Source organism: Chryseobacterium sp. NFX27 (genome assembly GCF_049887855.1).
In the GTDB taxonomy this organism is placed as follows: Bacteria; Bacteroidota; Bacteroidia; order Flavobacteriales; family Weeksellaceae; genus Chryseobacterium.
In genome coordinates this window covers 1-24950 of record NZ_JAGEKK010000023.1, presented here as the reverse complement: position 1 = coordinate 24950, position 24950 = coordinate 1, and the positions used below count along the sequence as shown (strand labels likewise).

Here is a 24950-nt window from a genome sequence, read left to right as displayed (position 1 = left end):
ATTACAAATTCTTATCGTAAATTATTAAATTTGAAAAAAATAATTCTAACAGATGAGCATTTTAAAAGGAGTAGGTGTTGCGTTGGTAACACCCTTTAATGAAGATTTATCCGTTGATTTCGATAGCTTAACAAAACTTGTTGAGTATAATATCGAAAACGGAACCAATTATTTAGTTGTTTTGGGAACTACAGCAGAAGCTGCAACGCTTTCTGAAGAGGAGAAGAAACAGGTGATTGAGCATATCATTAAGGTTAATAATAAACGTCTTCCCCTGGTTTTGGGAATTGGCGGGAATAATACTCTTGAAGTAAAGAAACAGATAGAAGAAGCAGATCTTTCTGCATTTGATGCCGTACTTTCTGTTTCTCCATATTACAATAAACCTAATCAGGAAGGTCTTTATCAGCACTATAAAATGCTGGCATCTACCGGTAAGAATATCATTATTTACAATGTTCCTTCAAGAACAGGACAGAATGTTGAGGCAGATACCACGATTCGTCTGGCTAATGAATTCCCGAATCTATTCATGATCAAAGAGGCGGCACCCAATATTCTTCAGTATTTTGATATTCTGAGAAAGAAACCTGAAGGATTTTCATTGGTTTCAGGAGATGATGAATACACACTTCCTGTAACCTTAGCAGGTGGGGACGGAGTGATTTCTGTAATAGGGCAGGGGTATCCGAAAGAATTTTCTACCATGGTTCAGCTGGCTTTTGAAGGAAAAGTGAAAGAAGCTTATGAAATTCACAATAAACTGGTAGAGATCACAAGATTGATTTTTGCAGAAGGAAATCCTTGCGGAATTAAAGTAATCCTTACAGAAAAAGGAATCATTAAAAATTATTTAAGACTTCCTTTAGTTCCTGCTTCGGAAGGACTTTATGCGAAAATTAAAGCTGAAATGGCAAAAATTTAATAGTTAATAGGTAAAATGTGAATAGTGAATTCTGCTTTGCAAGTGAGGAGTCAATTTTTGAGAATTAATTAAAATTCACCATTCACCATTGACCATTCACAATAAAATAACAGGTGAAAAGCTCCGGCTTTTCACTTTTTTTAATCAAGAAGAATATGAAATTAACTGCAGCAACAGAAAAAGACATTCCCCTTATTCAGGATCTGGCGAGAAGATCCTGGAAAAACGCTTATGCAGAGATTCTGTCGGATGAGCAGATGGAATATATGCTTTCAGAGATGTACTCTGAGGCTGAAATCGGGAGTCATTTACAGAATCCGGATTATCATTATTACCTGATTCAGGATGAAAATAGTAACTCTTATGAAGGGTTTATCGGGTACCAGCACCATTATGAAGAGGGAACTACAAAATTGCACAGGATTTATTTGGTTCCTGAGAGCAAAGGGAAGGGCTTTGGTAAAAAAGCGCTTCAGTTTTTAAACAGTAAAGCGTCTGAGAATGGAGATCGGAGAATTATTTTAAATGTCAATAAACATAATGCCGCCCGAAACTTCTATGAATCCCAGGGATACAAGGTTTATGATGAAGGAATCTTTGATATTGGAGGCGGTTATGTAATGGATGATTACCTTATGGAATTCTTAATTCACAAATAATTGACTTAAAATTCTGTAACATTTAATTTTAATTCTATAACGGGTGATGTTTTTTTTTATTTGATATTTGTATCAGAACCAAATCACTTTCAATATTACATTCATATGCTTGGTTTTGAGCTTTTGCAGCTTTTTATCAGTATATTTTTTTCATCCTTAGTGTTTAAATTCCTGTATTCAATATGCAGGAGTTTTTTTGTTTTTTGTATATTATGTTAAAAAATATAACCTATTTCACTTTTAAATGAAATAAATTATTATATTTACTTCGAAATTTGACACACTTATACCAGGATGAAAATGTATGTAAAATTTGATTTCAATGCTCTCTGTAAGAAGGTGTTGGATGAGAAACTAAAGGAGCACGGGCTGAAATATCACCTGCTGAACTTTGGAGAAGTGGAGCTCTATGAACCCATCACCCAGGAGCAGCATAATCTTTTTAAGAAGAATCTTAAAGATTACGGCATAGAGATAATTGAAAGCCAGAAGACGGCTTTAGTACAGAAAATAAAAGATGTAATTGTAGAACTTGTTTTCTCTGAAAATGCTGTTCCCGTTAAAGCATCTATTTATATTGCTGAAAAACTTAACCACAGTTATGGATATCTTTCCAATCTTTTTTCTGAGGTTGCTTATACCTCTATAGAAAACTTCATTATTCTTCAGAAAATAGAATATGCCAAGGAACTGATTCTGAATAATAAGCAGAGCCTTACAGAGATTGCCCATAAACTGAATTATTCCAGCGTGGCCCATTTGAGCACCCAGTTCAAAAATACAACGGGTATCACCCCTTCCCAGTTTCATAAAATCATTACAAAAAGAAGAAAAAACCAGAGCATTAGTATCAATTCAAAAGTGCTGTATGAATAAGGAATATTTGAATGTAATAACATTAGATGATGATGAGGGTAACATTATATTCTTTAAAAATATTTTCAAGGATTTAAAGATAGGGGTAAAGTCCCAGTGTTTCTCTCAAGGAGATGATCTGATGAAATATTTGAACAGCAGTGGCGTAATTGTTCCGGAAATAGTTTTCATTAAGTATGACATTTCTGGAAAAAGCTGGATGGAATGCCTAAGAGAAATTAAGATAAACCCCAGATTCAGCAACATTGTAATTGCAGTGTATGGCGGCCAGATTTCCGAAAACGAAATAGAAGAAATTTTCGTTAACGGAGCCAATATTTTTATGAAAAAGGCGGAAACCTATGAAGGCCTCAAAAAGTCACTTACAGAAATTATTACCATAAACTGGCAGTATCATTCTTCAGGCCTGAACAAAGATAGTTTCATTATGAAAGTAGGATGAATAAAGGTTTATGTGTTTATATTTTTAATTAAAAAGATGGTATTTATCGCATACTATTCACATAAAAGTGAAAATTGTATAATTAATAATTAAAATAATATAAGAAGAAATCCAAGCAATATCATCAATTTTGTAAATGTAACATTGCAACACAAATTAGCTATATATAAAAGCAATGGATGGTAGAGAATAGATTATTTCATTAGAAATCAAGATATAAGTCACAATGTTAGTTTAACAAAATGAATTATGTTTATTTCCAGCTATAAAGCATAGAAGATCTTTAAACAAAACGGTACAATCATGAAAACTTAAGAGAGTTGAAGAGTATTTATTCGTTTCATTTCCCATACCTTCAACTTGAATCAGTTAGTTTTTATAATAAGCAAGTTGGAAAAATAATTCATTTTGTTTTTTTAATTTATTTTAATAGTCAGAGCTGAGAATTCAATACATATAAATATTTTCACAACAAATCACAAAATATTAGTTCTTGCTATTAAAATAAATTTTTAAAACAGACCAAAAGTAATTTCTTCTAAATAACAGTTTTATAAGGGGGCCGCGGAAAGATTTTCTTTTCGCGGTTTTTTTATGAAATCTTACTCCATTTATTCTTTCCCTTGTAGTGTTTCAAATAATAACTTTTAATGATCAGATTGTCCGGTCTCGCCAGGTGTGGATCTGCTTCCAGAATCTTATCAACTGTATTTTTTGTCGTTTTAATAATTGCAGAATCATTCACAAGGTCAAGCCTTTTAAAATCCACCACACCACTCTGCTGTGTTCCCAGGATATCTCCCGGACCTCTCAACTGCATATCCACCTCAGAAATCTTGAACCCATCGTTCGTCTCCGTCATCGTCTTGATACGGGTCCTGCTTTCCTTCGATAGTTTATCAGAAGTCATAAGAATACAGTAGCTTTGCTCCGCCCCTCTTCCTACACGCCCGCGCAGCTGATGAAGCTGGGAAAGCCCGAATCTTTCTGAGCTTTCTATCACCATTACAGAAGCATTCGGAACATTAACGCCTACTTCAATCACTGTGGTAGCGACCATAATTTCGGCTTTTCCTGAGGCAAAATAATTCATGGCAATATCTTTTTCGGCAGGTTTCATTTTTCCGTGAAGCATCGTGACATTGTAATCGGAGAATGCATTCATCACATGATCCAGTCCTTCCATCAGATTTTTATAGTCCAGAGTTTCAGATTCCTCGATCAGCGGATATACAAAATAAACCTGTCTTCCTTTTTTTATTTCATCTCTGCAGAAATTATACACATAGGTTCTGTCTTTTTCACGTCTGTGGGCAGTAATGATAGGTTTTCTTCCTACCGGCATTTCATCGATCACAGACACGTCCAGATCAGAATAAAAACTCATAGCTAATGTCCTGGGAATAGGCGTTGCCGTCATGACCAGAATATGTGGAGGAATTTTATTTTTGGCCCATAGTTTTGCCCGTTGTGCCACGCCAAACCTGTGTTGCTCATCAATAATGGCCAGCCCAAGATTTTTAAATTTTACCTTATCTTCCAGAACCGCGTGCGTTCCTACCAATATAGACAGTGTCCCGTTTTCCAGCTCTTCGTGAATGATCTTTCTTTCCGAGGTTTTGGTGGAGCCTGTCAGAAGACGGACATTGATATCTGTAGCTTCCAAAAGATCCTTGATGCCGTTATAATGCTGTTGCGCAAGGATTTCCGTAGGAGCCATCATACAGCTCTGAAAACCATTATCCATAGCAATCAGCATGGTAAGCAATGCGACCATCGTTTTTCCGGATCCTACATCTCCCTGAAGAAGTCTGTTCATCTGAATAGGTCTTTTCATATCCAGTCGGATTTCCTTTAAAACCCTTTTCTGTGCATTGGTAAGGTCAAAAGGAATATGATGATTATAAAAGCTATTAAAATGATCACCCACAACAGGAAACGGGTTTCCCGGCGAGTGGGTTTTATGATGAATCTTTTTGAGGGCATAACCCAGTTGAAAAAAGAAGGATTCTTCGAACTTAAGCCTGTTATCCGCTTTTTCAAAATGCTTCATATCCTTTGGAAAATGAATATTTAAAAAAGTATGCTGCCTTGATAAAAACTTAAATGCTTTCATCATATAATCAGGAAGGTTTTCTTCAATAAGATGGGGGATCTCTTTGCAGATATTCCTTAAAACCACCTGAAAGAATCTTTGGTTCAACCCTCTTTTAGTCAGCTTTTCGGAGCTTGGATAAATAGGTTTCAGGCGGCTGTCGCTTTCCTTATTTTCCTCAGCTTCAATTTCAGGGTGAGGCATGGAAAACTGACGGTTAAAAACATTGATTTTTCCGAAAATATAAACTTCACGGTTGATCGGAATCTGTTCTTTCAGCCATTTTGAATACTGGAACCATACCAGATCCATTGTTCCGGTATCATCATTGAATTTGGCAGAAAGTCTTTTTACCTTTCCGGTCTGAATTTCCTGTACCTGTGTGATTCTCCCTTTAAGCTGTACCTCAATGCTGCTTTCCTCGAGCTGAGAAATTTTAAATACTTTACTTTTATCCAGATAGCGGATAGGGTAGAAGTTCAGAAGGTCATCAACGGTCGAAAGACCCAACACATTCTTGATGAGTTTGGCTCTCTCGGGACCTATGCCTTTTACGTATTCTATGGAAGTTTCTAAAGTCATTTTAAAATGAGCCCTAATTTCGGGAAAATAGGCCTAAGATTAAAATTTTTTATTTGAAATTATTAGCCGCTGAGATCAAAAAAAACGGCTTCCCATTTCTGAAAGCCGCTGTATGGTTTTAATCTTTGATTTTAGATTTGAATTTTTTCTGGTAATCTTCCCATTGGTCCCTGGTACGGATCTTTTTGAAAAAATCTTTTGATATAAATTCTAAATAGGGTTCAAGTTCTTTGGCCGACAGTTCTCCCTGAAGGATTGTGATAGGCCCGCCTTTCTCATCCAGGAATACAGTACTTGGAACAGCACCAACATTCATATATTGAGTAAATTCGTGTAAAGAATTTTTTCCCTTTTTATGTTCAGTATTTTCATTGGAAAATGTTCTTCCGAAAGCATCAATCGAATTTTTTTCTTCTGCATTAAATTTTACAGGATAGTAATTTTCATTTAAGATTTGGGCGATAATATCGTGGCCGTATGTTTTTTTATCCATGATCTTGCATGGTCCGCACCAGTCTGCATAAAAATCGATCAGGATTTTTTTGGGATTTTCTTTCTGGGCTTTTAAAGCTTCTTCAATAGTCATCCATTTTACTTGGGCAAAGCTGAAACTTACTAAAAATAAGAATATTATACTTATAATTTTTTTCATAATTTGATATTTATGTAAAAATAAGCATAATCTGCTTATTATTATTTTACCTCCTGCATTAATTTTTTCACGAACGGAGATATCAAAATTAATACCACACCGGCAATTACCGCATATAATCCCAATTGTTTATATCCATCAGTATAAGTGATCAAAGCATCATAGTTGGTAGAACCCTTTTTTGCTGTAGCAAGTCCTGCACCGATAATACCTGCAACGTACTGTCCGTAAGCAGAGGCCAGGAACCACATCCCCATCATCATTCCCTGAAGGTTTTTGGTGGAAAGCTTGGTCATAATAGACAATCCTATCGGTGACAGGCATAATTCTCCAAGAGTGATGATCAATAATGCCAACGTGAAAAAATTCAGCGATGTTATTCCCTGAAGGTCTGCAAAAAGTCTTGTCGCAAATAAAACATAATATCCGATTCCCAGGAAAATAAATCCTAGACCAAATTTAACGATGGTATTGGGCTCAATTTTTCTTTTATTCAGCCATATCCATAGAAGCCCGATAAGCGGGGCAAGGAAAATAATAAAGAACGCTCCTCCGGAGTTATTAACTCCATTCGGGTCTAATCCAAGAAGGTCCTTATTAAGATTTTTAGCTGCGAAAATACTTAACGAACCGCCACTCTGCTCATAGATTCCCCAGAAGAGGATCGAGAAAATGATGAAAACTAAGGCAGCCCAAAGTTTTTTGCGCTCTGAAGCAGTTACTTTAGACATTTCATAGAATAGGTAGATCAGTGTCAAAGGCCCGATGGTCCACATAAAATAATCTGTATATTCCGTTTTGGCTACCATCTTCATGATAATAGGAACGAAAATAAGAGATAAAATGTATACTCCGTATTCTTTCCATTTTGGGATCGGAGCAGATTTTACTTCTGCTAAGGGATGTCCCGGTTGAAGGCCTATTGTACCCATTCTTTTTTGAGTAAAAATGAAATTGATAAGGCTTATGACCATGACCACCGAGGCCAGACCGAAAGCGACATTCCATCTCATAGCTTCAGAAATAGTACCGCTGAGAATTTCTCCTTTTCCAATAGCAATACATAGATATCCTCCAAGTAAAGCACCCAGATTGATTCCTGCATAAAAAAGAGAAAAGCCCGCGTCTGCCCTTGAATCATTGGGCTTATAAAGCTGGCCAACCATAGACGAAATATTCGGTTTGAAGAAACCTGTTCCTACTACGGTAAATGCAATACCTAAGAAAAAGAATTTGTGTGGATCAGTTGCCAGAATCAAACTTCCAACGATCATCAGAAGTCCGCCCCAAAAGAGGGATTTTCTGAATCCGAGGATTTTATCTGCAAAAAGGCCGCCCACAAAAGTAAAAGCATACACGAATGCCTGGGTGGCACCATATTGAAGGTTAGCTTCTTTTTCATGGAAATTAAGCTGTGAGATCATAAAGAAAACCAGCATTCCACGCATTCCGTAGAAACAGAAACGTTCCCACATTTCAGAGAAAAACAGGCTCCAGATCTGTCTGGGGTATTTTCCTTTGAAATTTTGTATTTCATCTAGAGTTAAGCTCATAATTGTATATGATTGATTTTAATTAGGGTTGTTTATTATTGTTTTGGTCCAGCTCAAAACGGATTCTGTCCTGGTCAATGATTTCTTTTAATTCTTCTTCTTTTGGAAGGTAGAGGAGGTATTTGCTGGCAAAGAGATTATTTTTGTCATTCAGAACTGAATATTTTACGATGGTTTCATCTTTTTCAGAGCAAAGTAAAATTCCTATAGTCGGATTGTCACCTTCTCCACGTTTCAAATCGTCATACATTCTTACGTACATATCGATCTGCCCGATGTCCTGATGGGAGAGCTCTCCTGTTTTAAGGTCGATAATGACAAAGCACTTTAGAATATAATTATAAAAAACAAGATCAATATAAAAGTCTGAAGTATCGGTAGAAATATGCTGTTGTCTTGCTACAAATGCGAAGCCTTTCCCAAATTCCAGAAGGAATTTCTGAATATGATCAATAATTGCCGTTTCAATATCTTTTTCTGAAATTTTTTCATCGGTTTTTAATCCTAAAAATTCAAAAATATAGGGATCCTTTAAAACGTTGTGAATGGTTTCGTTTGTTGATTTTTTATGATCTAAAATCCTTTCGTAGGCAAGTGAATTGATTTGTCTTTTCAGGTCTCTGTAATTCCAATTATTCTGGATAGCTTCATTGATGTAATAGTTCATTTTATCAATGCGATCAAGTCTTATAACCAATCTGTAATGCGTCCAGCTCAATTCGTGACGCAACGCGTCACATTTTGGAAATGTTTGGTAAAAAGATCGCATATTTCTTAAATTACTCTCATCAAAGCCTCTTCCAAATTCCAGAGAAAGTTTTTGAGAAAGATTTTTTAATGTTTGTTTTCCGTATTCAGCGCGTTCTTTTCCCTGCTGTTCATCTTCTACGATCAGTTTTCCGATCTGCCAGTAAGTGAGCAGTAAAGTAGAATTCGCGATCCGAAACACTTTTTCGCGCGACTGCCTAATAATTTCCTTTACGGATTGAAATAAAGAATCTTCGGAAATTTCCATCATACGAAAATAAAAAAAACCTCTGACTTTGCAGAGGTTTTGTTGTATTTATTGATGTGGTTATTTTACACCGTGCATCATTTTCTTTAAGATTGGAGAGATCAGACCCAAAATAACAGCTGCGATACCACAAAGTACTACGAATACCATAAAGAATTCGAATAGGTTGTGAATCTCAAATCCTGCAAATGTAGGATTGTGCAATGGTAGCTGAGCTTTCTCAAATGCTGCTGCCTGTTCAGCAGTCAACGTTACTTTTTTATCTAAAACATCCTGAAGGTTTACCCCTATTTCCTGTGCTTTTGTGAATTTATCACCTGTAGCAGGGATAAGAGCTCCCAATGATCCTGCCAGGGCATAACCTGCAGCATTGGAAATAAAGAATACTCCGTATAATAATGAAGCAAATCTTTTTGGAGCAAGTTTTCCTACCAGTGAAAGACCAATAGGAGATAAACAAAGTTCACCACAAGTCTGGATGAAATAAAGAAGCATTAACCATTTAATTGCTAATAATCCTGAATTTCCAAGATCCTTTACATTGTGTGCGATGATGAAATAAGAAAGAGCGATCAATGCTAATCCCATTGCCTGCTTGAAAGGTGAAACGGGCTCTCTTCCTTTTGTTCTTAATTTATCCCATGTTAAACTGAATGGAACAGCTAACAGAACTACGAAAATACCGTTGAAAATCTGAACCATTGAAGGAGGCATATTCCATCCGAAGATATTTCTGTCTGTCTGGTTGTCAGCAATAAATGTTAATGAAGATCCTGCCTGCTCGAAAGCTGCCCAGAAGAAAATAATAAAGAAAGATACAATATAGATTACCCAGATTCTCTGTCTTTCGATCTTGTTTTCTGCAGAACTCATGATAAGGAAGGCAAGGGAAATACCGGCCGCATAGATAAAAGGATAAATAATTCCTTTGATCAGCTGACCCATTTCTACAGCTTTAAATCCAAATTCTCCGACTAATAAATATCGGAAAGCGAAGAATAAAACGATAAATAAAAATCCTGTAATCCCTAAAGATGTTCCTGAGAATTTTGCAGTCTGAGTTTCACCTTCTTCAAAGTCTTCACTTGTATTGTTCTTTGGTAATCCACCGATAGGTCTTCCTTCAGGGTTTACCACATATTTATTTTTAAGAATAAAGAATGTTACGGTCCCAATTACCATTGCAATGGAAGCCGCTAAGAATCCCCATTTGAAAGCAAAGATATCTCTTACTCCGGTAGTTGCATCTTTCACATCTCCTACATATGGGCAGATAAACTGTCCAAGGAATGCTCCGATGTTGATCCCCATATAAAAGATGGTAAAAGCAGAGTCCAGTTTGGATTTCTCCTGCTTAGGATAAAGGCTTCCTACCATCGAGGAAATGTTAGGTTTGAAGAATCCATTACCGAAAATGATAACGAATAGAGCTAACCACATTACCATTTTGGAGCTGCCAAGATCGGCAGAGAAAGTGGAGGCACTGATAAAAAGCAGGAACTGGCCGATAGCCATTAAAGATCCACCGATTAAGATGGCATTTCTGTTTCCTATGTATTTATCTGCAATGAATCCTCCCAAAAGAGGCGTTAAATAACATAAAGCTAAAAATCCACCGTAAATGATTGCTGCATCAGCTTCTTTTATTAATAAGGAATTTACCATGAAGAGCGTCAAAAGGGCTCTCATCCCATAAAAGTTGAAACGCTCCCACATTTCTGTTCCGAAAAGAACCCACAATCCTTTTGGATGCCTTGAATTCTTATTCTCTACAAATTCATCCGGTTTCGGACTTAATGCTTCAATATTATCCATTCTATTGTTAATTTTTGTTAAGACTGACAAATATAGTTTTTTTTGAGTTTTTGGCAAGGTTTTAATTTTATATTTAAATAAAAAAGCTGCAGGATCATTCTGCAGCTTGATATTCTTTATGATAAATGAGGATTAGTGTCCTTTCTCTCTCATAATCTTGTTTAATCTTTTTAACATGGAAAGTCCTAAAAGTGTCGCAAATATTAACAGAGCAAAGTTGACGAGGAAATAATTCATTTTGTTGTCGTAGCTGTACCACGTACTCGCCAGGATTCCTGAAAGTTTGTTACCCACTGAGTTGGCCAGGAAGAAACCTCCCATCATTAGAGCTGTAATTCTTGCCGGTGAAAGCTTGGAAACGAATGAAAGGCCCATTGGAGAAAGGCATAATTCTCCGATAGTGATCACTCCATATCCTGCTACCAGCCACAAAGGTGAAACTTTTTCAGCTCCATTGTCTCCTGCCATAACGGCAAGAACCATAACCAGACATGATAATCCTGAGATAAACAGTCCTAAAACAATTTTTGTAGGCGTTAGCGGTTCTTTTCCTTTTCTTCTTAATAAAGCCCAGAATCCTACAATAACGGGCGTTAAAGCAATTACCCAGAATGGATTGATAGATTGAAACAATTCCGTATTGTATAAATAGACTTTAGATTCCGGATTTCTTTCCAAGGCGGCACGCTGTTCCGGAGAGATGTTTTTAAAATAGATATCTTTCCCGGTTTCTTTAATGGCTTTTCCGTCCTTATCTTTCTGAGACTGGAACTGATTATCATAAACAGGTACCTCTTTATCTTCATAACTTTTCCCCTCTACCATATAAATGTCCTCAAGAGGTTTTTCCAGTGAGGCAGGAACGCTTCTGTCCGTATAGTAGTTTGCCCATCTTGTTAAAGCCGTACCATTCTGTTTGAAAACAGCCCAGAAGAACATACTGATCAGAAATACTGAAAGCAGAGCCCCGATTGAGGGTTTCTCCTCCGGTTTAGCCTTAAAGTAAAGTGAAGCATAAAAATAAATAACAGGAACGCAGGCAAAAATAAAGGCATCTGTACTGTCGCTTCCGAAGATATTTCCGGGAATGAACCATCCAATAGCTCCAACAGCAATTGCAGGGACAAAAACTTTCATTAAAATTTCAGAAAGCTTGGTGTCTCCTTCCTCTACAGGCTTCATCTGTGCCGCATGGATATAATGTTTTCTACCGATGGTAAAGATCACAAGACCAACAAGCATTCCTACTCCTGCAGTGATAAAAGCTTCACCCCAACCGAATTTATTACGCATGAAAGCTGCAATAATATTACAGATAAATGCTCCGATATTGATCCCCATATAGAAAATATTATATCCGGAATCTTTATTGGCTTTATAAGGTTCCTCAGAATAAAGGTTCCCCAAGAGCGTGGAAATGGTAGGTTTGAAGAATCCGTTTCCAATGATAATTAATGCCAGAGAACCGTAAAAGAGAGGAAGCTCTTTGAAAACTCCCATTCCTATATATCCGGCAGCCATCAGGATTCCTCCTAAATAGATGGATTTAATATAACCCAAAACCCTGTCAGCCAAAAAACCTCCAAGGAAAGGGGTAAGATAGGTTAAAGCTATATAAGTCCCGAAAATATCATCAGCTGTTTTGTCCGGGAGTCCAAGTCCTCCTTTTAGCCCGGTAGGCTCAATGACATAAAGAACAAAGATTCCAAGAATCAGATAATATCCAAAACGTTCCCACATTTCTGTGAAAAAGAGGAAAGGCAGGCCTTTAGGATGTTTAGTCTTCATATAATCAATTTTCAAATTTCCCAAAAATAAGTTTTTAATTTCAATTGATAAAATAAATAATCTACTGTAGAAATCATCAATGATATAAATATAAAAACCTCTCAAGTATATTGAGAGGTTGTGAAATTTTATTTAGAAGGAGATTATAAATTATTCAGAATAAAATCCGTCATTTTCTGATACAGCTGTGGTCTTGTCTGGCCACCGTAAATTCCGTGATTTTTATCCGGATAGGCCATAAACTCAAACTGCTTTTTGTTTTGGATCAAAGCTTCGGAAAACTCCATAGAATTCTGGAAATGTACGTTGTCATCAGCTGTTCCGTGAATCAGTAAGAATTTGCCTTTTAATAGATTGGCGTATTCCGTTGGAGAATTTTTATCATATCCATCAGGATTTTCCTGAGGAGTTCTCATGAACCTTTCTGTATATACGGAATCATAATATCTCCAGTTGGTTACCGGTGCTACAGCAATTCCTGCTTTGAAGACATCAACTCCTTTGGTCATTGCCAGGCTGGTCATATAGCCTCCGAAACTCCATCCGAACATTCCTATTCTTGTTTTGTCAATATAAGACTGGCTTCCGAACCATTTGGCAGCGGTGATCTGATCTTCAATTTCATATTTTCCTAAATTCATATAGGTAACTTTCTTGAATTTAGTTCCTTTATACCCGGTTCCACGGCCGTCTACACAGGCAACAATATAGCCTTTCTGCACCAAATGATTAAACCATAAAGCATTTCCATTGTCCCATGAATTGGCAACCTGCTGTGATCCCGGACCGGAGTATTGGAACATAAACAGTGGATATTTCTTACTAGGGTCAAAGTTTTTAGGCTTCATGATCCAGGCATTCATCTGATCACCGGCATCATTTGGAATCGTGATGAATTCTTTGGTTACAAAATTATCTGCCTTTAATTTCTGCAGCTGTTCGTTATTGTTCTGCAGTTCTTTTACTGTTTTACCATTTCCTTCTTTTAAAACATAGGTGTGGGGTTTTGATGCAGTAGAAGACGTTTCAATGAAATAATTATAGTTTTTACTGAAATTCGCAGAATTGTTTCCTTCCGGATTAGAGATCAGCTGGGATTTTCCGTTTTCAATATTAACTTTTGAAACTACTTTATTAATACTTCCCTTTTCAGTGGTCTGAATATAAACTTCTTTAGATTTTGGATTAAATCCATAATAGTCGGTTACTTCCCAGTTGCCTTTTGTAATCTGTTTTTTTAACTTTCCATCCTTATCATACCAGTACAAATGACGGTTTCCGTCTCTTTCAGAAGCCCAAAGGAAAGAATCATCCTGAAGAAATTCAAGAGTAGGACTGTCCGTGTCGATCCATTTATCATCCGTTTCTGTAAATAACTTCTGAACGGCTCCTGTTTTAGTATTGACTTTTAAAACATCTGAAGCATTCTGAATCCTTTCGGAAGTAACCAGAACGATCTCATCAGGTTTTGCCGTCTGGATAACATTCGGGATATAGTAGTTTTTAAAGGAACTTAAATTGATCGGCATTGTTTTTCCGGTATCAAGACGGTACAGCTGCGCAGAAACGATAGAGTTTTTTTCTCCTGCTTTAGGATATTTGTAACGCATCTCCTCCGGATAAAGCTTTTTCCCATAAATCGGAATATAGATTTCCGGAACCTGGCTTTCATCAGATTTTACAAATACAATGGCGTCTGAATTCTTTGTCCATTCATACTGTCTTGCATGCCCAAATTCCTCTTCGTAAACCCAGTCTGCAAGTCCGTTGATAATAGAGTTTTTCTTACCGTCATTTGTAATCTGAGTGATTTTTCCTGAACTCAGATCCTGATAGAATAAATTATTCTCCGCAATAAATGCTACTTTAGTGGCGTCAGGAGAAAATCTAGGCTCCTGGACTGTTTTACCCTCATTTAAGCTGATCGTTTTTCCCGATTTCAGATCTTTTACCTCAAACTTTCCAAGAAAAGAATGTCTGTAGATTGGCTGACTGTCTGTTAAAAGAAGAATTTTTGACTCATCATCAGAAAATTCATAGCTTTCAAATTTACCATCAACAATATTTCCTTCCTTTTGCGAAGTTTTGTAAGAATATTTGGCAATTCCTGTTGGTTCAATCACCAGATAGTTTTCACCGTTCTTCATGGATGCTATGCCCGCAATGCCTTTACCACGGTAATATCCTGAATATATTTTATCTAAAGTGATTTCCTGTGCCGATACATTATGGAATGCTACAGCAACAGTAAGAATTAAGAGTATTTTTTTCATTTCTAATTTTTAATGGATTTCAAAGATAATAATTTTATTAAATGCATAAAAAAGCTTTTTCATAGAGGTTTTGGCAAAAAAATTGAATGTATTACTGGACAATCAAATTATAATAATTATGGAAACGAATGCATACAACCAGAAACTGAACCGTTATGTTTTGGCCGACCAGATTGTTTATACAGGATTTTCAAGCTTTAAAGATGCGGAAGATTGTGCAAGCAAAAAAGGCGGAACTTTGGTAGAAGTTGGTTTTAAAGATGGGAATGATAATCCGCAGATTACAGATGAAGCCGGCCTTATTGAAAAAAAACTCCACTACTATGTTTATGCTGGCGATGAATATAAGTTCATTCATTCATCTGATCCGGGATTTAGAAAATACGCAGATGAGTTACAGAAAATAAAATCAGAAATGCGTCAGGATGCACCCGACGAAAGGTACCTGGCTAATTTTGAAATTGAAAATGCAGAAGATCCGATCATTGTGATCAAGAATGACCATTTTGAATCGGTAACTTCCAGAGAACGCTCAAAATATTTGAAGCACGCCGAAGTTTATGAATTAGGGGTATCCCTGCCAAAATCTTAAAATTTTTATCATGAGCAAAACCAAATATTCAGAAAAAGCTCAGGACAAAGTAGGAAAAGTAATGCACGAATTCAAGGAAGGAAAACTGAAATCTTCTTCCGGGAAAAAAGTGACAAATAGGAAACAAGCCGTAGCAATAGGTATTTCCGAAGCGAGAGAAGAAGGTGCTAAAGTACCGCCCAAAAAGAAAAGTAAATAAATCAGAATCCGGAAAGAAAGTTTTCCGGATTTTTTTTAATCTAAATTCTGTATTTGCTCAATTTCTAATAACAAAAATTTGAAAAAAGATAAAAATATTGGCAAAAGAATTAACTGATCTGCCTTTTTTAATGTTGTTTTTTTTCGCGATTTATAGTATTATGAATATTAAATATGTTGTAAATCAGTATTTTGTATTATTGCTGTATATCTGATGTAGGTCATTTTGCGGAACTTGTTTTTTTTTATTGCAACTTCGTCTTGTTCATAAATCATATTTCTTAATTTCAAAAAAACACAAATGATGAAAAAGAATACTTATTGTTTTGTGAATGTTGCATTCTTCATTTAATTAAGAAGAAAACATCAATACCAGCCTTGCCAATTCTTTTCTATCACTCTACTTCAAAATTCAGCAAGGCTGGTTATTTCAAAAAAATTATTAATATGTCGGAATCTCAAAATTTAATATCTGAAAAATGGAGGTAAGCTAACAATAAATACTAAGAGCACCCCTCCCAACAAATCTTATGATTTTCAGACAGCCTATAGTGTAAAGCACAGTCTGCGTGGAGGAAGCTTTTTATGTAATGAACAGGGTACATGCCGTATGAAAAGCAGCCCGGATACAAGCCTTGAACACACCGGAATACAATGTGTTCAAGGATATTGTACAGTCACATACTAACTGTATTTTTTTATTTTCTTCTAATTGTTATACAGGATTCTGTAGTATTCATCTGCCATTCTATCACTGTTAAATTGGTCCTGAACGTCATTCATAGCTTTGTACTGAATTTTTCTCCACTGGTCCGGATTGTCGTAATAAGTAGGAAGAATTTCGTTTTCAAGAATTTCGTACAGCTTATTCAGATCATAAGTATCCTGTTCGTAAATACTCATATTTAAATAATCAGCTTTCGGAACGACAAAAGAATTTTCTCCCGGCTGGGCAAATTCAGGGATCCATCCGTCATCAGTAGAAAGATTTACAGACCCGTTCATAGCAGCGGTCATTCCTGAAGTTCCCGAAGCTTCTCTCGGGACCCTTGGATTGTTGAGCCACAAATCTGAACCCTGTTTCATAGACTTACTTAAAGAGAGTTCGTAACCGGTAAGGACAGCCATATTTTTGTGATTCTTGCTTTCCTCTACCAGGATATTAAAGGTAGAAATCGCGGAATAATCCATTGGGTAAGGTTTCCCTGACCAGATGATCTGTACCGGGTATTTCTGATTATTCAACAACCTGTAGAATCTTTCTTTATCATGAAGCAGTAAATCTGCGCGTTTGTAACCCGCAAATCTTCTTGCCCAGACAATAGTGAAAATGTTGGGATTGAAAAGATTCCCGGTCTGATCTGCAACAATTGTGAACAGTTTTTTCTTTAAATGTTTTTTGCGGTAATCAAAAACAGTTTCGTCATTTTCGTCTTTGGCATTATAAAGAGGCTTATCTGCCCAGTATTTAAATTCCTGTGCATTCGTAATGGAAGTAATTTCACAGATTCCTGGGTATTTACTCCACAGAGCCCTGGAAACCTCACCATGCAGTTGGGATACGCCGTTTGCTTTTCTTGCCATTTTTAAAGCACACAGCGAATGATTGAAACGGTCATCATTCCCTCCTTCAATACTTTTTACATCTTCCATGCTGAAGCCTGAAAAATAAGACATATCATAGCACAGTTTCAGATTATGCTTTTCATTTCCGGCCTCTTCAGGAGTGTGGGTCGTGAAAACAAGTTTTTCTTTCACCCGGTTCAGATCTCCATTATACTTTTTCAGCAGGTAAAATGCGGCGGGAAGTCCATGAGCTTCATTCAGGTGGTAAACCTCTCTTTCGGCATTCATTTCGTCCAGTAACTTAGCACCTCCTTTTCCCAGTAATATATACTGAGCGAGTTTTGTAGCTTCGTTGGCATCGTACAATTTGTGGCAGATCGTTTTAGAAACATGATCATTTTCCGGAACATCTGTAGAAAGAAAAAACATGGGTGCCGTATTGAAAATTTCAGGATCAAGGTACCATACTTTTACCCAAACCGGAGCACTGTGGATCTCAATCTGAAATTTTATTCCGGTATCTTCAAGAAAGCTGTACATCTTTCTGGTCCAGACCGGCTGAAGCGTCTGGTCATGATTTCTGGCCTGGTCATAATAACCGAATTTCCAGAGAATTCCGATCCCGATAAGATCCTGCTTTAGGTTGTATGCACTTCTCATATGGGATCCTGCAAGGAATCCCAAGCCTCCCGAATATATTTTCAAAACCTGTTCAATGGCAAATTCCATCGAAAAATAGACGGCTTTTTTAGAATATTGTGGATTGATGCTGTAAGGTATTTTAAAATTTTTAAAATCCATATAAATCACAGTTTTATAATTTGAACGCTAAAGGTATTGATTATGAAAATAAACTTTACATTAATTATTTGATAAATTAATTTAAAAGTATCCTGTGAATAGTTTTTTTACTTACCTTTAATATGTAAATTTTTGAAAATCAAAAACTTCTAACGGTGAAACCAATATGGCATGTGCTCTTGGTCACATAAAAAAATCACCTATGAAAAAGACATTTTCTGATGAAGATTTAATAAAGAATCTGAGCCTATACTATATGAACCGGCATTTGAAAAAAAAGCCGATGGAAAAGTATCACCGTAAAATAGACGAATCTCTCCTTCATGACCGCGAAAAGTATAGAAAGAAATCTGAGATTCTACTGCTTAATTCGTTTATGCATCATTTCCCTGATGTCAAATTTGAAAATCTTACCTGCGAAAGTCCTGACTTTATCGCCAAACTCAACGACAAGAAGATCGGAATAGAATTGACCGAAGTGATCAATCATCTGGAAATGAAAAAGGTAGAAAGTACTTTGAATAAGATGTTCCGCCAGGCAGAAATACTATTAGAACAGGAAGACACCGCGAAATATCGTGGTGTTTATTTTTTAGAATTTCACCCGAATATCAAATTTGACAATATAGAACAACAGGAGGACAACATACTCAGTATTTATAGAAGCATTAAAAAGAACAAACCTTTAGGCTGCGTGAAAGGGATGAGAAAATCTTTTCACCGCAGAAATGTTTTTATTACCCATGAATACAGCATGAACCTTTTTGATGAGCTTTGTTCTGAAAAGATCCTTGAACTTATCGATAAGAAAAATGAAAAGTTTCCATATTATGATACTTCCGTAGATGAATGCTGGCTGGTGATTGTTTCAGATATGAATTCCATTGCCTCAAGATATACATTTATTCAGGATAAAGAACATTTGCAGGAAGTGAAAAGCCCGTTTCATAAAATTTTCCATCTCGAAAATCTCTGTGGGAATATTACGAGCATAAAATAGTTGGGTTTTATTGTGTTATATCGTAATTATTTAGTGTTTTCATTTAAAATAATTTAAGGATTTTTAAAAATCCATTGTTTGTGATTAAAATATAGGTATATTTGATGTATGTGTTGTCAACCAGCACATGTATTTGGTTTTCAAATCAATAACTAAAAACTATATATCTATGAAAAAACTTTTACTCCTTATTTTTTTAGGTATTTCTCAGGTATTCTTTGCACAGGCAGACTGTTCAACAGCACTTGCCGTCTGTGGAAATTCCAATATTACTTACAGTCCGACCGGATATGGCAATATTAAAGAATTAGTCAATTCTGGAAGCTGTATAGATGGAACCGGTGAGCACAATTCGATCTGGTATAAAATAACGATTGCTACAGGAGGAACGCTTACCTTCGATCTGGTCCCGAATAATCCGGATGCCGATTATGACTGGGCTATTTTTGGGCCTAATGTCAACTGTGGAGCTTTGGGAGCACCGATACGCTGCAATGCTGCAACGGTTATTGGACCAGGACCGGCTACAGGCTTAAATATGACAAGTACTCTTACCAGTGCTGTCGGAGGCTCACTTACGCCTTATTGCAAATACCTGGATGTTTTACCGGGGCAAACCTACTATTTATTCATTGACAACTGGGTAAGCAGTACCAGTTCGACAACAGCTCCGTTTTCTTTAACCTGGGGTGGAACTGCAACACTGGCATCTCCGTTTACAGATCCTGCTTTACAGCCGTATCCGTTTATACCTCCGGGAGTTCCGGCTGCTAATCCGGCAGATCCAAAAGAGGTAATTATATGTGTAAACCCTGCCGTATTTGACTTCTCTACACTTTCTGCAGGGATTTTAAACGGGAACTCTAATTTTAGCGTAAGTTATCATACAAGTCAGAACGATGCATTAACCGCAAATAATGCCATTACAGTTCCTACAACTGTAAATACAACTTCTGTATATTATTACAGCATAGGCTATACGGATCCAGTCAATCCAAACAGTCCGCTCAATAAATGTAAACAGATCGGAACATTTAAATTTAAGGACGGTAAGATCACGGCAAAAAATGCAACGCTCACCCAATGTAACAACAATAATGCAGGAACAGCAGTATTTGATCTTACAACAGCAGATGTTATTGCAGACCCAACCGTGACCAAAAAATATTACAACACACTTTCAGATCTGAATGCCGGCATCAATGAAATTACAAATCCGTCAGCATTTACTTCTGCAGAAGGAACTATTTTTGTTAAAGTGATTTCATCCTTCGGATGTACTGCTGTTGCCCAGATTACATTGAAATTCTATCCAATTGTTGTGGTAAATGATACTACATTAAGATCCTGCTCTATTGAGACTGCTCCTTCCACGGCATCTTTCAACCTTACGGTAGCATCAGTAACCTCTCAGACCGGGGCCAATAAAAAATATTATCCTTCAGCAGCGGATGCCGTGAATCAGACTAATGAAATTTTAACACCTGCAGCATACATTGCTCCCAACGGAGTGGTTTATGTGAGGGTTTCCAATGCGCAGGGTTGCTATAATATAGCCAAAATTACATTAACCGTTATTCCACCGGTTTATTCTACCGTTCTTAAAGATAAAATTATTTGTGTGGAAGATAAAACAACTTTGGATGCGGGCCCAGGATTTAACGGTTATGAATGGAGTACGGGAGCAACCACCCAGACGATCACGAATGTAGGGGTAGGTACTTATTGGGTAAAGCTTAAAACAGGAGACTGTACTGTTGTACAGAACGTAAAAGTATATCCTTCTGAGCAGCCTGTGGTTTCAAGTATAGAAATTTCAAACACTACTGTTACCGTATTTGTAATAGGAGGAACACCACCTTACAAGTATTCCATGGATAATATAAACTGGCAGGATTCTAATGAATTCAGCAATGTTAAAAGAGGCGATGCCACTATATTTGTCAAAGATTCTTACGACTGCGATCCGATAGACATCAGTATCATTGTCCCTAATCTTGTCAATGTAATCACGCCAAATGGTGATGGATACAACGATTTTATTGATTATTCTGCACTGGCCAATAAGAAGAATTTGGTGATGAATATTTTCGATCGCTATGGAAATATGATCTATCAGATCGATAAATTTACCGGCTATAAATGGGATGGAACCAGCAAAGGCGGAGTGAAGGTGCCTACCGGAAACTACTGGTATTCTGTGGGCTGGAATGAAAATGATAAAATGAGCACCCCTGTTAAGTATTCAGGGTGGATCGTGGTCAAGAACAGGGATTAGGTCTTTTAATAATAAACTATATAGATAAAACCATTTCGAAAGAGATGGTTTTATCGTTAAAATAATTTTAAATTAGTAAGACAATAATAAAAAATGAAGGATCTTTTTGTAAAACGTTTTCAATATTACAAATCACTAGGTGATAAATCATTCGGACAGCTTTCTGATGAACAGATATTCTGGCAGTATAATGATGAAAGTAATTCTATTGCTGTTATTGTTAAACATATCGCTGGTAATATGCTTTCAAGGTGGACAAACTTTCTAACGGAAGACGGAGAAAAGTCCTGGCGCAACCGGGATGATGAATTTGTCAATACTTTTAAAACAAAACAGGAAGTTATGGATTCTTGGGAAGAGGGTTGGGCGTGTTTTTTTGATGCTTTGAGCCGGATCAATGATGAAAATTTGTATTCCACTATTTATATCAGAGGAGAAGCACACTCGGTGTTAGATGCAGTTTTGCGTCAGCTCGCTCATTATCCCTATCATATCGGACAAATTGTTTCTATTGCGAAAATGATTAAGAATGACGACTGGAAAACACTTTCCATTGAAAGAAATAAGTCTCAGCAGTTTAATGCAGAAATGAATGATAGGCTTTTTAAAGAAAAACAAACTTCCAATTCATCTCCGGTATGCTTTCAGAACAGCCCTGAGGTAAGAGATGAATATAAATAATAGATTGAATCGATTCGGAATTATTATTAAAATTACTATCTTTGCACCCATAAAATTCAGGAGGAATAAATGTCTACTTTTCACGGAACTGCCGCATTTCATACACTCGGCTGCAAATTAAATTTTGCGGAAACATCTACTATTGCCCGTCAATTGACAGATGCAGGTTATGACAAAGTAAGTTTTGATGATAAGGCAGATGTTTATGTCATCAATACCTGTTCAGTCACTGAGAATGCTGACCGTGAATGTAAATTGCATGTAAAACGGGCTATGAAAGCCAATCCGGAAGGGCTGGTCGTTATTGTAGGATGTTATGCGCAGTTGAAGCCTGAAGAAATTTCACAGATCGACGGAGTAGATCTTGTTTTGGGAGCTAAAGAGAAATTCAATATCTTAAGCTACCTGGATGATCTGGAAAAATCGGAAAGTGAAGGTATTGTTCATTCTTGTGAGATTGAGGAAACCGATTTCTTTATCGGAAGCTATTCAATAGGCGACAGAACAAGGGCCTTTTTAAAGGTTCAGGACGGATGCGACTATAAATGTACCTACTGTACCATTCCACTGGCAAGAGGGATTTCCCGTTCAGATACCATAGAAAACGTTCTTAAAAATGCCAAAGAAATTGCAAGCAGAGATATCAAAGAAATCGTTCTCACAGGAGTTAATATTGGTGACTACGGTAAGGGAGAGTTCGGAAATAAAAGACATGAACATACTTTCCTGGATCTGATATCAGAACTTGATAAAGTAGACGGCATCGAAAGAATACGTATTTCTTCCATTGAACCCAATCTTTTGAAAGACGAAAGTATTGATCTCGTTTCCAAAAGCAAAAGCTTTGTTCCCCATTTCCACATCCCGTTACAGTCAGGATGTGATGATCTGCTGAAAAAAATGAAACGCCGTTACCTTACCAAATTGTATAATGACAGAGTCAATAAGATCCGTGAGGTAATGCCTGATGCGGCTATCGGTGTAGACGTTATTGTAGGATTTCCTGGTGAAACAGAGGAGAAATTCATGGAAACCTATAATTTTCTGAATGAACTTCCTATTACTTATCTTCACGTATTTACCTATTCTGAAAGAGAGAATACGGAAGCAGCCGATATGGAAGGTGTGGTTCCTATTCCTGAAAGAAAAAAACGGAATAAAATGCTGAGAATACTTTCTGAAAAGAAAAAAATGGCATTTTATCAGACTCAACTTGGAAAAACGCTTCCTGTTCTTTGGGAGCATGAAAATAAAGACGGAAAAATGTATGGCTTCACAGAAAATTATGTGAGAGTCCAGAAAGATTTTGATCCCGCATTCGTTAATCAGATTGAATTTCTAAATTTAGAAAAAATCCTGTCAGATGGCACGGTTTCTGTGCAGTCATCCTTCGAAAGTTTTTTAGCAAAAGCGTAGTCTCTTTGCAAAATTTCAACTAAATTTATTTTAACTTTAAATACTACATTCATGAGAGATAAGTTTTTATCTTGGGGAATTGTATTAGTAACTGCTACATGGATCGTCGCATTACTGATCAGAGCGCATTACTGGATACCCATCCTGTTATCTGCCATCTATGCATTGGGTGTTTACAATGCTTACCAGTCGAAACACGCTATTTTGAGGAACTTTCCCGTATTGGGCTACTTCAGATACTTTTTCGAAAGTATTTCACCCGAAATGCAGCAGTATTTCATAGAAAGGGAAACAGACGGGAAACCTTTTCCCCGGAACCAGCGTTCTGCAGTATATAGGCGAGCTAAAAATCTAAGCGATACTGTGGCTTTCGGAACTCAGTTGGAAGTTAATCACCGTAAATATGAAGGAATCAAGCATTCTATTTATGCAAAATCACCTGCAGAAGAACTTCCAAGAGTATGGGTAGGAGGAGAGCAGTGTACACAGCCTTACCACGCTTCTTTATTCAATATTTCAGCCATGAGTTTCGGGGCATTAAGCGACAGGGCGCAGATTTCTTTAAACAGAGGTGCAAAAAAAGGAAATTTTTATCATAACACAGGAGAAGGAGGGATTTCTCCCTATCATCTGGAAGGAGGGGATCTTTGCTGGCAAATTGGAACCGGATATTTCGGTTGCCGTGACGAAGAGGGGAAATTTAACCCTGAACTGTTTGAGAAGTACGCAACCCTTCCCAATGTGAAGATGGTTGAAATTAAGCTGTCTCAAGGGGCAAAGCCAGGACATGGAGGTGTGCTTCCAGGGGTGAAAAATACACCGGAGATCGCAAAAATCCGTCACGTCACTCCGGGAGTTACTGTTATTTCACCGCCATCCCACAGTTCATTTTCTGATGCTGCAGGTCTGCTGAGGTTTGTACAGCAATTGAGAGAGCTTTCGGGTGGGAAGCCAACCGGATTTAAACTTTGTATTGGGGATACCAAAGAATTTGAGGATATCTGTGTGCAGATGAATGTTTTAAAGATCTATCCGGATTTTATTACCATAGATGGGGCAGAAGGAGGAACAGGAGCTGCACCACCGGAATTCTCAGATGGAGTAGGAATGCCTCTGGAACCGGCTCTTATTTTCGTTAACAGGACCCTTAATAATTATAATTTAAGAAGTAAACTAAGAGTTATTGCCAGCGGAAAAGTTCTGACAAGCTTAGATATTCTGAGAGCAGTAGCAATGGGCGCGGATATGTGTAATAATGCGAGAGGATTTATGTTTTCATTAGGCTGTATTCAGGCCTTAAGATGTAACAATAACAATTGCCCGACAGGAGTTGCCACTCAGGATAAAATGCTGGTTAAAGGACTGGATGTTACTGACAAAAGTGAAAGAGTATATCATTTTCATAAAAACACACTGCATACCTGTAATGAGCTGATCGCAGCGGCAGGAAGAAGTTCTTATGAAGAAGTGGATGCCACAATGTTCATGAGAGGGGATGAATTTGACCATCTGGCGGATCTTTATTTCCCGGATATTTTAGGAAATGTAAAGCAAAAAGCAAGAAATTAAAAGCATATAAAATAAAAACCGCCTACAAAGGCGGTTTTTTTATGTCGTGTCTCGTCCTGAAAAAGGTTGACTATAAAACCATAAAAACAGTCATCCTTATGAATTTAAAAAAAAGATTCCTCCCTGTACAAGAATACAGTGAGGCGTTCAAAAGACAAGTTGTCTCCGAATATG

Annotated in this window: 19 protein-coding genes; 11 read left to right on the top strand and 8 right to left on the bottom strand. The window is 37.0% G+C overall.

The genetic code is table 11. The annotated features are described in order from the left end of the window. Positions 1 to 52 precede the first annotated feature (52 nt). The 4 genes from dapA (at position 53) to J4Q03_RS19225 (ending at position 2902) form a co-directional block, all read left to right on the top strand. Positions 53 to 925: a 4-hydroxy-tetrahydrodipicolinate synthase gene (dapA, locus tag J4Q03_RS19240; protein WP_426049733.1), complete on the top strand. Its 873-nt coding sequence runs from the start codon at positions 53 to 55 to the stop codon at positions 923 to 925. A 155-nt stretch (positions 926 to 1080) separates the two neighbouring features. Beyond that, positions 1081 to 1584: a GNAT family N-acetyltransferase gene (locus J4Q03_RS19235; RefSeq protein WP_426049732.1), complete on the top strand. Its 504-nt coding sequence runs from the start codon at positions 1081 to 1083 to the stop codon at positions 1582 to 1584. A gap of 294 nt (positions 1585 to 1878) precedes the next feature. Beyond that, positions 1879 to 2460: a helix-turn-helix domain-containing protein gene (locus J4Q03_RS19230; protein WP_426049731.1), complete on the top strand. Its 582-nt coding sequence runs from the start codon at positions 1879 to 1881 to the stop codon at positions 2458 to 2460. Further along, positions 2453 to 2902: a response regulator gene (locus J4Q03_RS19225; RefSeq protein WP_426049730.1), complete on the top strand. Its 450-nt coding sequence runs from the start codon at positions 2453 to 2455 to the stop codon at positions 2900 to 2902. Before J4Q03_RS19230 ends, J4Q03_RS19225 begins: the two co-directional genes overlap by 8 nt. A gap of 592 nt (positions 2903 to 3494) precedes the next feature. Here the strand turns inward: J4Q03_RS19225 and recG are convergent. From recG to J4Q03_RS19190, 7 genes are all read right to left on the bottom strand, one after another. Then, positions 3495 to 5579, bottom strand: a complete 2085-nt coding sequence (gene recG, locus J4Q03_RS19220; RefSeq protein ID WP_426049729.1) for an ATP-dependent DNA helicase RecG — start codon at positions 5577 to 5579, stop codon at positions 3495 to 3497. A 118-nt stretch (positions 5580 to 5697) separates the two neighbouring features. Beyond that, positions 5698 to 6231, bottom strand: coding sequence for a thioredoxin family protein (locus tag J4Q03_RS19215; protein WP_426049728.1), 534 nt, complete (start codon positions 6229 to 6231; stop codon positions 5698 to 5700). Positions 6232 to 6272: 41 nt separating this feature from the next. Beyond that, positions 6273 to 7784, bottom strand: a complete 1512-nt coding sequence (locus tag J4Q03_RS19210; protein WP_426049727.1) for a peptide MFS transporter — start codon at positions 7782 to 7784, stop codon at positions 6273 to 6275. A 22-nt stretch (positions 7785 to 7806) separates the two neighbouring features. Further along, entirely contained in the window at positions 7807 to 8802 is a 996-nt protein-coding gene (locus J4Q03_RS19205; protein WP_426049726.1) for a PDDEXK nuclease domain-containing protein, read from the bottom strand. A gap of 57 nt (positions 8803 to 8859) precedes the next feature. Beyond that, complete coding sequence (locus J4Q03_RS19200; protein ID WP_426049725.1) at positions 8860 to 10614, bottom strand: peptide MFS transporter; 1755 nt, start codon at positions 10612 to 10614, stop codon at positions 8860 to 8862. Between the two features lie 132 nt (positions 10615 to 10746). Beyond that, positions 10747 to 12402: a peptide MFS transporter gene (locus J4Q03_RS19195; protein ID WP_426049724.1), complete on the bottom strand. Its 1656-nt coding sequence runs from the start codon at positions 12400 to 12402 to the stop codon at positions 10747 to 10749. 143 nt (positions 12403 to 12545) lie between these two features. After that, positions 12546 to 14675, bottom strand: a complete 2130-nt coding sequence (locus J4Q03_RS19190) for a S9 family peptidase (RefSeq protein WP_426049723.1) — start codon at positions 14673 to 14675, stop codon at positions 12546 to 12548. Between the two features lie 118 nt (positions 14676 to 14793). Here J4Q03_RS19190 and J4Q03_RS19185 point away from each other — a divergent pair, with 118 nt between their 5' ends. Both J4Q03_RS19185 and J4Q03_RS19180 read left to right on the top strand, forming a co-directional pair. After that, positions 14794 to 15267: a hypothetical protein gene (locus J4Q03_RS19185; protein ID WP_426049722.1), complete on the top strand. Its 474-nt coding sequence runs from the start codon at positions 14794 to 14796 to the stop codon at positions 15265 to 15267. Positions 15268 to 15277: 10 nt separating this feature from the next. After that, positions 15278 to 15466 (top strand): DUF6496 domain-containing protein, encoded by a 189-nt coding sequence (locus J4Q03_RS19180; RefSeq protein WP_426049721.1) that lies wholly within the window; start codon positions 15278 to 15280, stop codon positions 15464 to 15466. 707 nt (positions 15467 to 16173) lie between these two features. Here the strand turns inward: J4Q03_RS19180 and glgP are convergent. After that, the gene (glgP, locus tag J4Q03_RS19175) at positions 16174 to 17832 is read right to left on the bottom strand and encodes an alpha-glucan family phosphorylase (protein ID WP_426049720.1); all 1659 of its coding nucleotides are present in this window, start codon (positions 17830 to 17832) and stop codon (positions 16174 to 16176) included. 202 nt (positions 17833 to 18034) lie between these two features. Between glgP and J4Q03_RS19170 the strand changes: the two genes are divergently transcribed. The 5 genes from J4Q03_RS19170 to J4Q03_RS19150 all read left to right on the top strand — a co-directional run bounded on the left by J4Q03_RS19170 (position 18035) and on the right by J4Q03_RS19150 (position 24776). After that, positions 18035 to 18832 carry a hypothetical protein gene (locus J4Q03_RS19170; RefSeq protein WP_426049719.1) on the top strand — a complete coding sequence of 266 codons (798 nt, stop codon included), beginning with the start codon at positions 18035 to 18037 and terminating at the stop codon, positions 18830 to 18832. Positions 18833 to 19001: 169 nt separating this feature from the next. Next, positions 19002 to 21110, top strand: coding sequence for a T9SS type B sorting domain-containing protein (locus tag J4Q03_RS19165; RefSeq protein ID WP_426049718.1), 2109 nt, complete (start codon positions 19002 to 19004; stop codon positions 21108 to 21110). Positions 21111 to 21203: 93 nt separating this feature from the next. Continuing rightward, a complete protein-coding gene (locus J4Q03_RS19160) occupies positions 21204 to 21791 on the top strand; it encodes a DUF1572 family protein (RefSeq protein ID WP_426049717.1) in 588 nt (195 codons plus the stop codon). A gap of 69 nt (positions 21792 to 21860) precedes the next feature. Next, positions 21861 to 23207, top strand: coding sequence for a tRNA (N(6)-L-threonylcarbamoyladenosine(37)-C(2))-methylthiotransferase MtaB (gene mtaB / locus J4Q03_RS19155; protein ID WP_426049716.1), 1347 nt, complete (start codon positions 21861 to 21863; stop codon positions 23205 to 23207). A 51-nt stretch (positions 23208 to 23258) separates the two neighbouring features. Continuing rightward, positions 23259 to 24776 carry an FMN-binding glutamate synthase family protein gene (locus J4Q03_RS19150; protein WP_426049715.1) on the top strand — a complete coding sequence of 506 codons (1518 nt, stop codon included), beginning with the start codon at positions 23259 to 23261 and terminating at the stop codon, positions 24774 to 24776. Positions 24777 to 24950 lie beyond the last annotated feature (174 nt).